13 protein-coding genes are annotated in these 13198 nt (G+C 54.2%); 12 read left to right on the forward strand and 1 reads right to left on the reverse strand.

Annotation, left to right across the window (positions count from 1 at the left end; all coding sequences use genetic code 11):
* Window positions 1-21 precede the first annotated feature (21 nt).
* Window positions 22-876, forward strand: coding sequence for a UTP--glucose-1-phosphate uridylyltransferase (locus LG301_RS05105; RefSeq protein WP_404475179.1), 855 nt, complete (start codon window positions 22-24; stop codon window positions 874-876).
* 88 nt (window positions 877-964) lie between these two features.
* The gene (gene cysQ, locus LG301_RS05110; protein ID WP_404473992.1) at window positions 965-1723 is read left to right on the forward strand and encodes a 3'(2'),5'-bisphosphate nucleotidase CysQ; all 759 of its coding nucleotides are present in this window, start codon (window positions 965-967) and stop codon (window positions 1721-1723) included.
* Window positions 1724-1749: 26 nt separating this feature from the next.
* Here cysQ and nudE read toward each other — a convergent pair whose 3' ends face one another.
* A complete protein-coding gene (gene nudE, locus LG301_RS05115) occupies window positions 1750-2364 on the reverse strand; it encodes an ADP compounds hydrolase NudE (protein WP_404473994.1) in 615 nt (204 codons plus the stop codon).
* 70 nt (window positions 2365-2434) lie between these two features.
* Between nudE and yrfG the strand changes: the two genes are divergently transcribed.
* The 10 genes from yrfG (at window position 2435) to LG301_RS05165 (ending at window position 13172) form a co-directional block, all read left to right on the forward strand.
* Window positions 2435-3112, forward strand: coding sequence for a GMP/IMP nucleotidase (gene yrfG / locus LG301_RS05120; RefSeq protein WP_404473996.1), 678 nt, complete (start codon window positions 2435-2437; stop codon window positions 3110-3112).
* A gap of 11 nt (window positions 3113-3123) precedes the next feature.
* Window positions 3124-3513: a ribosome-associated heat shock protein Hsp15 gene (gene hslR, locus LG301_RS05125; RefSeq protein ID WP_404473998.1), complete on the forward strand. Its 390-nt coding sequence runs from the start codon at window positions 3124-3126 to the stop codon at window positions 3511-3513.
* A 68-nt stretch (window positions 3514-3581) separates the two neighbouring features.
* On the forward strand, window positions 3582-4457 hold the full coding sequence (gene hslO, locus LG301_RS05130) for an Hsp33 family molecular chaperone HslO (RefSeq protein ID WP_404474000.1): 876 nt from the start codon (window positions 3582-3584) through the stop codon (window positions 4455-4457).
* 312 nt (window positions 4458-4769) lie between these two features.
* A complete protein-coding gene (locus LG301_RS05135; RefSeq protein ID WP_404474001.1) occupies window positions 4770-6326 on the forward strand; it encodes a phosphoenolpyruvate carboxykinase in 1557 nt (518 codons plus the stop codon).
* Window positions 6327-6450: 124 nt separating this feature from the next.
* Window positions 6451-6948 carry a peptide-methionine (R)-S-oxide reductase MsrB gene (gene msrB / locus LG301_RS05140; protein ID WP_404474003.1) on the forward strand — a complete coding sequence of 166 codons (498 nt, stop codon included), beginning with the start codon at window positions 6451-6453 and terminating at the stop codon, window positions 6946-6948.
* 113 nt (window positions 6949-7061) lie between these two features.
* Window positions 7062-9416, forward strand: a complete 2355-nt coding sequence (locus LG301_RS05145; RefSeq protein WP_404474005.1) for a Tex family protein — start codon at window positions 7062-7064, stop codon at window positions 9414-9416.
* Window positions 9417-9558: 142 nt separating this feature from the next.
* Complete coding sequence (gshA, locus tag LG301_RS05150) at window positions 9559-11199, forward strand: glutamate--cysteine ligase (RefSeq protein WP_404474007.1); 1641 nt, start codon at window positions 9559-9561, stop codon at window positions 11197-11199.
* Entirely contained in the window at window positions 11196-11696 is a 501-nt protein-coding gene (locus LG301_RS05155) for a disulfide bond formation protein B (RefSeq protein ID WP_404474009.1), read from the forward strand. Before gshA ends, LG301_RS05155 begins: the two co-directional genes overlap by 4 nt.
* A 135-nt stretch (window positions 11697-11831) precedes the next feature.
* Window positions 11832-12320, forward strand: a complete 489-nt coding sequence (gene rsd, locus LG301_RS05160; protein WP_404474010.1) for a sigma D regulator — start codon at window positions 11832-11834, stop codon at window positions 12318-12320.
* 279 nt (window positions 12321-12599) lie between these two features.
* A complete protein-coding gene (locus LG301_RS05165) occupies window positions 12600-13172 on the forward strand; it encodes an anthranilate synthase component II (RefSeq protein ID WP_404474011.1) in 573 nt (190 codons plus the stop codon).
* Window positions 13173-13198 lie beyond the last annotated feature (26 nt).

The raw sequence follows: 13198 nt of genomic DNA on the forward strand, positions 1-13198 counted from the left end.
ACGCTTAAAAGGATGTTAATGATGACTCAAGTGCGCAAGGCGATTATTCCGGTAGCCGGTTTCGGCACACGCCTGCTGCCAATCAGCAAGGCGATTCCTAAAGAGATGGTGCCTGTGGTTGACCGTCCGCTGATTCAGCACGTGGTAGAAGAAGCCCTGGCGGCGGGTATTAATGAGATTATTTTGGTGACCCGAGCGGGAAAGTCGGCGATTGAAGACCATTTTGATGCCCATTTTGAGCTTGAGCACTCGTTGGCAAGTAAAGGTAAGAACGCGCTGCTTGAAACCCTGTCTGCCATTTCGCCCAAACAGCTAAAGGTAACCAGCGTACGCCAGCCCAATGCGAAAGGCTTGGGCCACGCGATTTTTTGTGCCGCTCATTTGCTGGATAAAGATGAACCGTTTGCCGTTATCCTGCCTGACGTGTTGGTAAAGCCCCAGGTAGGCAGCACCGTCTGTGACTTAGGGAAGATGGTAGAGCGCTGGAGTGCGCATGATGCCTCTCAAATCATGGTAGAAGCCGTGCCCCAGGCAGACGTTTACCGCTACGGTATTGTTGACTGTGACGAGCCTAACGCAGGTGAAAGCGCCACGATGCGCGGTGTGGTTGAAAAACCAGCACCTGAGGATGCGCCTTCACGGCTTTCCGTTATTGGCCGTTATGTGTTGCCATATCGCATTATGGAGCTTTTGCGCGACCAGCCGCCGGGGGCAGGCAATGAAATCCAGCTGACCGATGCCATTGACCGCTTAATGCAGGAAGGCAAAACCGTACAAGCTTTCCGCATGCATGGCCGCACGTTTGACTGTGGGCATATTGAAGGGTGGTTGAACGCCAATACCACCCTTGCTCGCGAAGCGGGTTACGATATTTAATTGCAGGCTGCCCAAAACAGTTGCTCTTCAAGCCGCTTGAGTGAACGCGAAAGCGGCTTTTTCAATGTAAAAGAATAGGGGAGCGCGTATGCAAGACCTGCTGGAGCGCGTATTAGCCATTGCCTACAAAGCCGGTGAAGCGATTATGGCGGTGTATGGGCGTGAGTTTAGGGTCGAGCTAAAAGACGACAACAGCCCGCTCACCGAAGCTGATCAGGCGGCCCACCGCGTCATCATGCGTGGTTTGCAAGCACTTCCACAGCAGCTGCCCGTTCTTTCCGAAGAGGATGTGGATGGATTTGCTGGCATCGACAGCGCAGGCCGCTACTGGTTGGTAGACCCGCTGGACGGTACCAAAGAATTTATCAAGCGAAATGATGAGTTTACGGTGAATATTGCCCTAATCCAGAACGGCAAGCCGGTACTGGGCGTGGTGACCGCCCCTGCGCTGGGGGTTGCATACCTAGCCGCTGAAGGGGTCGGTGCGTTCAAGATAGAGAATGGTCAGCGCCGGGCAATACATGTCGCCGGTAAGCCAAATGCCGATAGCGAGTGGAGGGTGATGGCCAGCCGGTCGCACGCAAGCCCTGATGTAACCGCGTGGCTGGCTACCTTAGGGCGCCATAAGCTTCAGCCTATGGGGAGTTCGCTCAAATTTGGTGTTATTGCAGAAGGTCGTGCCGATGTTTACCCGCGCCTCGGACCCACCTGTTTATGGGATACGGCGGCTGCGCATGCCATTGTCTTGCAGGCGGGCGGGCGGGTAGAAAACCTGCAGGGCGAGCCGCTAAGTTATGCTAACCCTGCTGAAAAGCTAAATCCTGACTTTGTTGTTTGGGGGCATTAAATTGCTTCTGCCCCTCAGACGCTTTTTCACAGCAAATCCATTCCAGTATCGCGCTTCTCTTCGCGTAGTTTGTCTCTAGCAATATAAAGCGCGGCGATGGCACGGGCCTCGTGGAAATCCTCACGGAGCAGTAGCGATGGCAGCTCTTCAATCGCATGAGTTTCCACAATTAGCGGCTCGGGTTCATCCCCGGGTAGCCGCTTAGGGTAAAGGTCGGTGGCGAGCAGTACCTGCATGCGGTGGCGCATGTAGTTAGGCGCTAATGAAAGCTCAACCAGCGGTTCAATGCAGTGGGCACCGAATCCGCACTCTTCCATTAGCTCGCGATTGGCGGCGGTGATGATATCTTCGCCGGGATCCACTAATCCCTTGGGTAACGTCAGTACATAGTCTTCAAAGCCTGCGGCGTATTCACGGATGAGCAGCACGTGCTCTGGGTCCGGCATGGCAATAATCATAACGGCGCCACGGTCAGCACCGGTTAAGCGTTCAAACTGGCGCTCTTCGCCGTTTGAGAAGCGTAAGTCGAGGGACTCAATTTCAAACAAACGGCTTTTTGCGACGCTCTGGCGAGCGAGTATCTGTGGCTTGCGCGGGTAGCCGGTTAAGGTATCGCCTGACGATTGATCGTTGATAGACATCGTGTCTCCGTGGCTGCAAAAAACGGGTTACGCTACAATAGCACGCTTACTCTTTAAGACTGGAGCGGCAATGATTGATTGGCGCGGGATTGATACTGTCCTACTTGATATGGACGGAACGCTGCTGGATCTGCACTTCGACAGCCATTTCTGGCTAGAGCATTTGCCCCGGCGTTATGTAGAGCTTCATCAGCTTGATGTCGCCAGCCAAGAAGAGTTGCGCGCGCGCATCATTGGTGAGCAGGGTACGCTGAATTGGTACAGCCTAGCGTACTGGAGTCGTGAGCTGGGGGTAGATATTGTCGCCTTAAAACAGGAAGTGCAGCACCTGATAGGCCTGCGCAGCGACGCGCTAGACTTTCTTAAGTGGCTGAAGCAAGCCCACCCCCGCGTCGTGCTAGCAACCAATGCTGACCGTGCCAGCTTGGCGTTAAAGCTTCCGCTCACAGGGTTGGAAAGTTACCTAGATGCCATCATCTCTTCAGAAGATGTCGGTGCCGCCAAAGAAGAGCAGGCGTTTTGGTTTGCCCTGCAAGAGCGCGAACCCTTTGACCCTGCGCGCACGCTGTTTATTGATGATAATGCTAACGTGCTGGCCAGTGCGCGTGAGTTTGGCATTAAGCATTTATTGGGTATCAAGCAACCGGATAGCCGGCGTCCAGAAAAAGAGCTGCAGGAATTTATCGCTTTGGATCGGTTTGCTCAACTGCTGCCAAGCAACTTGCCAGGGCAGCGCTCAGAAAATTAAGGAGAGCGTGAATGAGCGATAGCGTTCGTTTGGATAAGTGGCTGTGGGCCGCTCGGTTTTTCAAAACCCGTGCACTCGCCAAAAAAGCGATCGAAGGCGGTAAAGTGCATTATGATGGCGCGCGGGTGAAAACCAGCAAAACAGTAGAGCTAGGCGCGTTAATAGAGGTGCCTCAAGGGTGGGATACTTATGAAGTCGAAGTGATCTCATTATCCGACCAGCGCCGTGGGGCACCTGAAGCGCGTCAGCTATATGCCGAAACGCCAGAGAGTACCCAGCGTCGTGCTAAAGAAGCGGAAGCACGCCGCCTTACGAACGAAGCCATGCAGCATCCTCTTAAACGTCCTGATAAAAAGCAGCGGCGTGATATTCAGCGTTTTCAACGTCAACGCAGTGACTGAGATGTTCAGCGTATACGCTGATTTCCTCAGGCGCTCTGTCACTTTTTCACATCTTTATACGGGTTTTTATGTCTGATCAAATCCAGCGTTTTCTGTTCGATCAAACCAACGTGCGCGGTGAAATCGTCACGCTCGCCAGTGCCTACCAAGAAGTGCTCGATCGTCATGCCTACCCGCCTGCCGTCAACGCGTTGCTGGGTGAATTACTGGCGGCCGTTGCGCTGTTAACCGATACCGTAAAGCTAGACGGTACGCTCAGTATCGAAGTGCGCGGCCAGGGGGCGCTGGCACTGTTAATGGCAGAGTCAAACCCAGGCGGTGAGCTGCGTGCCATTGCCCGTATTGCTGAAGATGCGGCGCTGCCGAGTGAGTATGCAAGCTTCCGCGAACTGGTGGGTGAGGGGCAAATTGTAATTACCCTTGATCCGCGGGAAGGGCATCGCTATCAAGGCATTGTCGCGTTAGATCACGACACCTTAGGTGGCTGTTTAGAAGCCTATTTTGGTCAATCGGAGCAGTTGCCTACACGCCTATGGCTCGTCGCCGATGGCAAGCGAGCGGGCGGGTTGTTGCTTCAGCGTTTGCCGGATGCCTCGCAGAACCAGGACGTGGACGCTTGGGAGCGCAGCGTAGTGCTGGCCGATACCATTAAGCCTGAAGAACTGCTTGGCCTTGAACAGCGCGAGGTACTGTATCGGCTTTACCATGAAGAGACCGTGCGTGTGTTTGAGCCTAAGGCATTACGTTTTGGCTGCACCTGTTCGCGGGAGCGTATGAGCCATGCGTTATACACCCTTGGCCAAGAAGAGTTGCGGGATATTCTGCACGAGCAGGGTGCCATTGATACCCAGTGCCACTTTTGTCACACGAAATATCACTACACAGCCGCCGATATTGAAATTTTGTTAGAAGACCCAGGTGCACCACCCCCCGTCATTCACTAGTTATGTAGTCGCCATGGGGTGTAAATGCAGAAAAGGTGTTTAACAGCCGTGCTAGGCACAGCAATGGGTATAGCAAGCCTGCTAAACGATTGTTTGAATAAATATTGCGGCGCAACACAAAATATGGTGCAAATGTAGTAGTTTAACTACAAGATATTTGCGTAAAGCCCCCGTTTCCCGGGGGCTTTCTTTTTGCCATAATGCGCCGGACTTAAGCGCGCCCAGCCCCTTTTATTATGGCTGGGCTGACCATTTAAGGCGTCGGTGACGCCCGGTAAACGAGAGAAACGGCCTTAAGGCCCAGGAATCGACATGACCACGACTCAAGCCGCTCCCCAAGCCCACGTCAATCTCAGCAGCGCCGAACTGATCGAGCGCGCCGTGGCCCGTGGTGAAGGCCGCCTGTCGGCTAACGGTGCCCTGGTGGTTAACACTGGCTTACGCACTGGGCGTTCACCGAAAGATCGCTTTATCGTCGATGAGCCCTCCACCCGCGAGAGTATTGACTGGGGGAGCGTTAACCGCCCGTTCGACGCCACCAAATTCTCTGCGCTGTGGGCACGTGTTGAAGATTACCTGGGCAGTCGCGAGCACTTTGTTGCTGAACTGCACGTGGGCAGCGATGCCACGCACTATCTGCCGGTGCGCGTTTCGACAGAAACCGCATGGCAAAACCTGTTTGGTCGCACCATGTTTGTACGCCCCCAAGCCTACAATCAAGCCGCCAAAGAGGAGTGGACCATCCTTAACGCAGCGGGCTTTGAGTGCGACCCTAGCCGCGACGGAACGAATTCCGATGGCTGCGTCATCATCAACTTTGCTGAGCGCAAAGTGTTGATTGCCGGTATGCGTTATGCCGGTGAAATGAAAAAAGCGATGTTCTCGGTACAGAACTTCCTGCTACCTGCGGCTGACGTGCTGCCTATGCACTGCTCGGCTAACGTTGGTGAAGACGGTGAAACCTGCCTGTTCTTCGGTCTTTCCGGTACGGGTAAAACCACACTGTCTGCCGACCAAGCGCGCTTCCTGATTGGCGACGACGAGCACGCGTGGGGCGATGATATCGTCTTCAACATGGAAGGCGGTTGCTATGCCAAGTGTATCGACCTTTCCGAGAAAAATGAGCCGGTTATCTGGAACGCTATCAAGTTCGGTACCGTGCTGGAAAACGTGGTGCTAAACGATCGCCGCGAGCCAGCTTACGCCGACGACAGCCTGACCCAGAACTCGCGCGCCGCCTACCCGTTAGAGCACGTTGAAAAGCGTGTGCCCGAAAATTTAGCGGGCGAGCCTAACGCGATTGTCTTCCTGACCTGCGATATGTCGGGTGTGCTGCCGCCGGTCTCGATCCTTTCTAAAGAAGCGGCCGCTTACCACTTCCTGTCTGGCTATACGGCTAAGGTGGGCTCCACGGAAATGGGCTCCTCTGAAGGCTTGGCAGCCACGTTCTCTACCTGCTTTGGCGCGCCGTTCTTCCCGCGTCCGGCGCGTGAGTACGCCGATCTTTTGATCAAGCGCGTGGAGAAAAAAGACGCCCAGGTGTATCTGGTTAACACCGGTTGGACCGGTGGTGCCTACGGCGAGGGTGGCTCACGCTTCTCGATTCCGACGACTCGCGCCATTATCAGCGCCATCCAGTCGGGCATTCTGCGCGATGTAGACACCAAGCACATCGAAGGATTGAACCTGCAGGTTCCGGTAGCCGTGCCGGGCGTAGATTCTAGCCTGCTTGACCCCCGTGAAACGTGGGCCGACCGCGACGCGTACGACCGCCACCTGCGTGATTTGGCAACCAAGTTCGTCGACAACTTCAAGAAGTTTGAAGGCGTTAACGATGCGATTTTGAAAGCAGGCCCGCAGCTAACCTAAGGTTTGCATTCATATTGGATTTGTCGAACGTTTGAATAACGAAACGGTCGTAAAGGGGCAGTGCACAGGCACTGCCCCTTTTTTTATGGGCTACTGTTTTACGTCTGAGACGAGAGGTGGGCGAATGAAGCGGCGTCAATTTTTAGGGTTAGCTGGCCTGACGGGAATAGTCGGTTCATTACCTGGCGTATCGTTTGGTTTTCCGCGTTTGAGCTTGGAAGCTGCCCCCGATATCGAAAAGCTTGTGTTAAGCGAAGAGGCGTGGCGAGAGAGGCTTTCAAGCGACGCTTATTATGTGCTGCGCCAAGAGGGAACCGAGCCACCTTTTTCTAGCCCCTTGGATAACGAAGTCAGAGAGGGTGAGTATCGCTGCGCTGGGTGCGATTTGCCGCTTTTCACCAGCGCGATGAAGTACGACTCCGGCACGGGCTGGCCGAGCTTTTATACGCATATCGAAGGGCATTTGCTGTCTAAGTTAGATTTCAAAATGATCTGGCCTCGGACCGAATATCACTGTGCCCGCTGCGAAGGACATCAGGGGCACGTGTTTAATGATGGCCCAGAACCCACCGGGCTACGCTGGTGTAATAACGGGGTTGCGCTTCGATTTGTACCCGCCTAAAAGCGCAATACCTGCTTTAAGGTAGCGTCACGAAAGGCCAATTCATGCCAGCATTGGTGCGTTTGTGATACCTTGTGGTCACTTAAAAATGCTGCATGAGTTAGTTGCGATTTATGGATGTCAATCAGCGTATTATTTCCCGTCTAGCCTCTGAGCTAAGCGTACGTCACGAACAGGTCGCTGCCACGGTAGAACTTCTGGATGGCGGCGCCACCGTGCCTTTTATAGCCCGCTACCGTAAAGAGGTGACCGGCGCACTGGACGACATCCAGCTCCGCCAAATGGATGAGCGCCTTCGCTACCTGCGTGAGCTTGAAGAGCGCCGTGCAGCCGTCATCGCGGCCATTGATGAGCAGGGCAAGTTGGATGGCCCGCTGAAGGCCAGCATTGACGCAGCTGAGACCAAGCAGCGCCTTGAAGACTTATACTTACCCTTTAAGAAAAAGCGTCGCACGAAAGCGCAAATCGCTCGCGAAGCCGGCCTTGAGCCATTGGCCGATGCGCTGCTAAACAACCCGTCGCTTGATCCCGAAAACGAAGCCGCCCAGTACCTGCGTGAAGCTGAAGGTGATATTCCTGCTATTGAGGATGCCAAGGCCGCGCTTGATGGTGCCAAGCAGATCCTGATGGAGCGCTTTGCAGAAGACCCCGAGCTGATCGGCCAACTGCGCGAACGCCTCTGGCAAGAGGGCGAGCTGAGTGCCCGCCTGCTAGAGGGCAAAGAGCAGGAAGGCGCTAAGTTTTCGGATTATTTTGAGCATGATGAAAAGCTCGCCAAAGTGCCCTCGCATCGTGCGCTGGCTATGTTCCGTGGTCGCAACGAAGGTGTCTTAAGCCTAGCAATTCGCCTGCCGGGTGAGGGTGACGCGCCTGTTCATCCTGCCCAAGTAGCGATTGCCAAGCAGGTGGGCATTAGCGATGAAGGTCGCCCTGCGGATAAGTGGTTAGGCGAAGTAGTGCGTTGGACGTGGCGCGTAAAACTTTACACGGCACTCGAAACCGAGCTGCTGGGCCGTCTGCGTGAGCAAGCTGAGCTAACGGCAATCGACGTATTTGCAGCTAACTTAAAAGATTTATTACTGGCCGCACCGGCAGGCCAGAAAGTGACGCTTGCCATTGACCCAGGCTTAAGAACCGGCTGCAAGGTAGCGGTCGTTGATGCGACGGGGCAGTTTGTTGATCAAGCAACGATTTACCCCCATGCACCGCAAAACCGCTGGGATGAATCGCTGAATGCGCTTGCCAAACTGGTGAAACAGCACGGCGTGGAGCTGATTGCGGTCGGCAACGGCACCGCTAGCCGTGAAACCGATAAGCTGGCAGGAGAGCTTGTAAAGGCGTTAACGCCCGCGCAGCGCTTGAGCAAGGTAATGGTCTCTGAAGCGGGTGCGTCAGTCTACTCGGCATCAGAGTATGCCTCTCGCGAGCTGCCAGATTTAGACGTGACCGTGCGCGGCGCCGTCTCTATTGCTCGGCGCCTGCAAGATCCTCTCGCTGAGCTGGTGAAAATCGAACCTAAATCTATCGGTGTTGGCCAGTATCAGCACGATGTTTCCCAGGTGCAGCTATCTCGCAGCCTGGAAGTCGTTATTGAAGATTGCGTCAACGCGGTAGGGGTTGACCTGAATACCGCGTCCAGCGCGCTGCTTTCCCGGGTAGCGGGGCTTAGTGCCGCGATTGCTGAAAATATTGTGGCGCAGCGCAATGTTAAAGGGGCCTTCAAAAGCCGCAAAGAGTTGCTTGAAGTGAGCCGCCTTGGCCCGAAAACCTTCGAGCAGTGCGCTGGCTTTTTACGCATCAGCAATGCCGAAAATCCGCTGGATGCCAGCGCCGTTCACCCAGAGGCTTACACCCTTGTTGAGCGTATTGCCAAGCAGAACCGCCGAGATGTAAAAGGCCTGATTGGTGACAGCGCTACCTTAAAAGCGCTTAAGCCCGCTGATTTTGCCGACGAGCGTTTTGGTGTGCCAACCGTGAGCGATATTCTCAAAGAGCTGGATAAGCCAGGCCGAGATCCACGCCCCGAGTTTAAAGCCGCCGAGTTCCGTGAAGGTGTGGAGACCCTGAAAGATTTAAAATTGGGGATGGTGCTAGAAGGCACCGTTACCAACGTGACGCACTTCGGCGCCTTCGTGGATGTGGGCGTTCACCAAGATGGGCTGGTGCACATTTCTGCACTCTCTGATCGCTTTATTGATGACCCGCGCAGCGTCGTGAAGGCAGGCGATATTGTCAGCGTCAAAGTGATGAGCGTTGATATCCCGCGTAAGCGGGTAGGTCTTTCCATGCGTTTAGACGATGAGCCAGAGCAGCCCGATTCACCGGCTAGCCGCGACTCGCAAGCACCGCGCAAACCTGCTCGCAGCCAGCGCCAAGGCGGTCAGCGCCAGGGCAGCCAACAGAGCGAAGCTCCCGCTGCCATGGGGGCATTAGGTGCAGCGCTGCTTAACGCAAAGCGGGGCAAATAGTCGCGTGTCTTGAATATTTAACGGTTGCCGCCATATTCTGCTTTCTGTTCTCACACGAAGACATGAAAAACGACCATGGCGATGCCAGCTGATTTCACCAAGGCCTGCGTTTGGCAGGCCTTACTGACAAGGAGTGTTCACCTTGCCTGAACCACTCACTGTGCCATCCTCGTTAACTGCCCAGATTGAGCGCTTATTGCCGAGTGCTCGGCTAGGACGGTTAGGCCGCCTGCGTCGCGGACTGGAAAAAGAAGGGCTGCGGGTTGATGCCAATGGTCATATTGCCCAAACGCCGCATCCCCATGCGTTAGGTTCTAAATTAACCCACCCGCATATTACGACCGATTACTCAGAAGCACTGCTTGAGTACATCACGCCGGTTTACTCAGAGCCACGGGAAGCCCTGGCGTTTTTATCCGATCTGCACACCTTTACCTACCATCATTTAGATAATGAGTGGATATGGCCGGGCAGTATGCCTTCACGGCTTTCGGGTAACGACAGCGTGCCGATTGCCGATTACGGCAGTTCCAACGTAGGCACCATGAAGCATGTCTACCGTAAAGGGCTGGACGTGCGCTACGGACGTATTATGCAGGCCATCGCGGGCGTGCACTATAACGTGTCGCTGCCGGATGATATGTGGCATGCCCTGCGGGAAATGGAAAAAGCCACCAACATTCCCTTTAACGACTACCGCTCAACCCGCTACTTCGGAATGATCCGCCACTTCCGCCGCCATAGCTGGCTGTTGCTCTATCTCTTTGGCGCTTCACCAGCCATTGATAAGAGTTTCTTACCCGACGGAAGGGTGCCCGAAAAGCTACAAGAACTCAGCGACGATACCTACTTTGCGCCGTATGCGACGACCCTGCGGATGTCGGATCTTGGTTATCAAAACAAGGTACAGTCGCAGCTAAAAATCTGCTTTAACTCGCTGTCCAACTATGTCAACACCTTGCGTCATGCGATTTCTACCCCCTGGCCCGATTATGAAAAGCTGGGCGTAAAAACCGGCGATGAGTGGCAGCAGCTAAACGCCAATATTCTACAAATTGAAAACGAGTACTACAGCGATATTCGCCCCAAGCGGGTGGCGAAACACAACGAAACGCCTAGCCAAGCGCTTGAAGCACGTGGGGTTGAGTACATTGAAGTACGCTGTCTGGACTTAAACCCCTTCGATCCGCTGGGCGTTACCGAAACCCAGATGCGCTTTGTCGACACCTTTTTGATGTGGTGTCTACTGAGCGATAGCCCTTGGATCTCCGACGAAGAGTGCGACCGCCTAGATGACAACCGCCGCTTAGTGGTAGAGCGCGGCCGCGATCCGGCGCTGATGTTAATAAATGATGGTGAAAGCACTACGGTAGAAGCCTGGGGCGAGCAGATCTTTGCAGAATTAGCGGAAGTTGCCCGCCTGTTGGATGCGGTAGAGGAAACTACCCCCCATGCGGCTGCGCTTGCTGAGTTAGCGCCTCGCTTAAGTGATCCGTCGCTTACGCCCTCAGCGCAGGTGCTCGCCCGTCTACAAGAGGGTAACGGGTCGCTCAGCGATATGCTATTAGGCCTTGCGAAAGAGCAGGCCGATAAGCTGAAAGCCACGCCGATGCTGCGCTCACGTGAAGCGCTATTGGCGCAGCTTATTGATACTTCGCACCAGCAACAGCAGGATATTGAAGCTGCTGACCAAGTGAGCTTTAGCGCGTTTCTAGAAAGCTACTTTGCAAAAGCACGTGAGTCCCGTGCGCTGTCGACTATTTCGTCTGAGGATGGCCAATGAGCTTCACTACGGTGCGCCCTGTTGCGCTAGCGGGCGTTGCGTTTTGCGTCATGATGATGGCGGTTGCGCTGTCGCTTGAACATATTGCTGGGCTTGCTCCCTGTCCGCTATGTATTTTTCAACGAGTTGCGGTCATAGCGGCAGGGCTGATATTAGCTCTGGCTGCATGGCACAACCCGCGAGGCGGTATCGGTAAAAGTGTTTATGGCGTGCTGGGGTTAGCCGCTGTCGGCACCGGTGCCTTTATTGCCGGCCGTCACGTGTGGCTACAAAGCTTGCCCGCTGATGAAGTGCCAACCTGCGGCCCTGGGCTTGACTACATGATGGATATTCTTCCCATGCAGGAAGTCGTGGCGATGGTGCTTACGGGGTCAGGCGAGTGCGCTGAAATCGACTTTATGCTGTTAGGCTTATCGCTACCGGCGTGGACGCTGGTGGGTTTTTTAATGCTGGCGATTATTCCCCTGCGTATTTTGTGGCTGGCCATCAAGCATTAATCCTACGTTCAAGCACGGTTAGCCAAGTAGTTGGCCTTTAGTATCATGGAAACCGTACCCGCCGGGATTGACAGCGCTAGATGGAAAGGCGAGTCTAGCCTTAACAAAGGCGGTTACCTGCAAGGAGAAAGCCCCATGCTCGAAGATTGCAAAAATGCCCTGGAGCGCTGGGGGGGCGTGCACAGTTTGATAGACCGTTGGCTTGATCAACGTCGCTCTCTTTTGGTAAGTTTTATCGAATTGAAAGAAGCCTGTGATGCTGAATTAGAAACAGTGAGCAAAGCGCGGGTTGATACGTTTAGTGAGCTGTTGATGGACTATATCAGCGCCGGACATTTTGAAATTTATCCTCAGCTTGCGGAAGAAGCCAAAGCTTTTAACGATGAGAGCGCTTTGCTCATTGCTTCGCAGCTGCTTGAGCGGTTGGAAATGTCTACCGCTATGGTGCTGGAATTTGACGAAGACTTTGCCTCGCCAGTGCGTTGCCAACAGAACCTAGTGCGTTTGCCTGCCTGGATTGATCGTTTGGCTAAAGGCCTTACCGAACGCTTTGCGCTAGAAGATCAGTTGATCGCCCGTCTGCATGCCGCCCATAGCCCTAAGCAAGTGAAGTCTCCCGCCTAAGTTGATTAAAAGCATCGCACAATTTGTGTGCGATGCTTTTTACCGCTCCCTCGCCATAACATCCGCTACGGATCGCTGCCTGTTTTATAAGCAGAGCGACAGACCTGTGCTTGTCTGCCTAGCTTATCGCATGGCGGATACGTGGGCAGGGCGTTACAATCCTTAGCCGAGCAGTTAACGCTCAACCGACAGCGAACTTGGATATCAAGTTGGGTAACATTGAGAAAAAATATGCACGATATTGAAGGTAAACAATTGGTTATAAAGCCTATTGTAATAATGATCGATAATTATGATAGTTTTACCTTCAATATTGTTCAGTACCTGAGTGAGCTGGGTGCCGAGGTAGTGACCTATCGAAACGATGAGCTGACCGTTGAGCAAATAGAAGCCATCGCACCGACGCATCTCGTGATTTCACCAGGCCCCTGCACACCCAATGAAGCTGGCATTTCGCTGGCGGCGATTAGACACTTTGCGGGCAGACTGCCGATTTTAGGCGTGTGCCTGGGGCACCAGGCGATCGGTCAGGTATATGGTGGTAAAGTAGTGCGGGCACCCCAAGTGATGCATGGCAAAACGTCGGCAGTGGTGCACCGGGGCCAGGGAGTGTTTAGCGGCTTGGAAAACCCGCTGGAAGTGACGCGCTATCACTCGCTAGTTGTGGATAAAGCCGGTTTGCCCGACTGCCTGGAAGTGACCGCCTGGACGGTGGATGATGATGTGACGCCTGGGCTCATCATGGGATTTAGGCACCGAACCTTCGATATAGAAGGCGTGCAGTTTCATCCTGAGTCGATACTTACGCGCCAGGGCCATGCGTTATTGGCCAATTTTTTACAACGCGGCTGATCGCCAAATTTATACGCTTTAGGGGC

The organism is Vreelandella venusta (assembly GCF_044809155.1).
In the GTDB taxonomy this organism is placed as follows: domain Bacteria; phylum Pseudomonadota; class Gammaproteobacteria; order Pseudomonadales; family Halomonadaceae; genus Vreelandella; species Vreelandella venusta_B.

Bases quoted from the DNA above. Each gene is read 5' to 3' on its own strand.
- LG301_RS05105 (WP_404475179.1), top strand. From the start codon at position 22: ATGACTCAAGTGCGCAAGGCGATTATTCCGGTAGCCGGTTTCGGCACA.
- cysQ (WP_404473992.1), top strand. From the start codon at position 965: ATGCAAGACCTGCTGGAGCGCGTATTAGCCATTGCCTACAAAGCCGGT.
- nudE (WP_404473994.1), bottom strand. From the start codon at position 2,364: ATGTCTATCAACGATCAATCGTCAGGCGATACCTTAACCGGCTACCCG.
- yrfG (WP_404473996.1), top strand. From the start codon at position 2,435: ATGATTGATTGGCGCGGGATTGATACTGTCCTACTTGATATGGACGGA.
- hslR (WP_404473998.1), top strand. From the start codon at position 3,124: ATGAGCGATAGCGTTCGTTTGGATAAGTGGCTGTGGGCCGCTCGGTTT.
- hslO (WP_404474000.1), top strand. From the start codon at position 3,582: ATGTCTGATCAAATCCAGCGTTTTCTGTTCGATCAAACCAACGTGCGC.
- LG301_RS05135 (WP_404474001.1), top strand. From the start codon at position 4,770: ATGACCACGACTCAAGCCGCTCCCCAAGCCCACGTCAATCTCAGCAGC.
- msrB (WP_404474003.1), top strand. From the start codon at position 6,451: ATGAAGCGGCGTCAATTTTTAGGGTTAGCTGGCCTGACGGGAATAGTC.
- LG301_RS05145 (WP_404474005.1), top strand. From the start codon at position 7,062: ATGGATGTCAATCAGCGTATTATTTCCCGTCTAGCCTCTGAGCTAAGC.
- LG301_RS05155 (WP_404474009.1), top strand. From the start codon at position 11,196: ATGAGCTTCACTACGGTGCGCCCTGTTGCGCTAGCGGGCGTTGCGTTT.
- rsd (WP_404474010.1), top strand. From the start codon at position 11,832: ATGCTCGAAGATTGCAAAAATGCCCTGGAGCGCTGGGGGGGCGTGCAC.
- LG301_RS05165 (WP_404474011.1), top strand. From the start codon at position 12,600: ATGATCGATAATTATGATAGTTTTACCTTCAATATTGTTCAGTACCTG.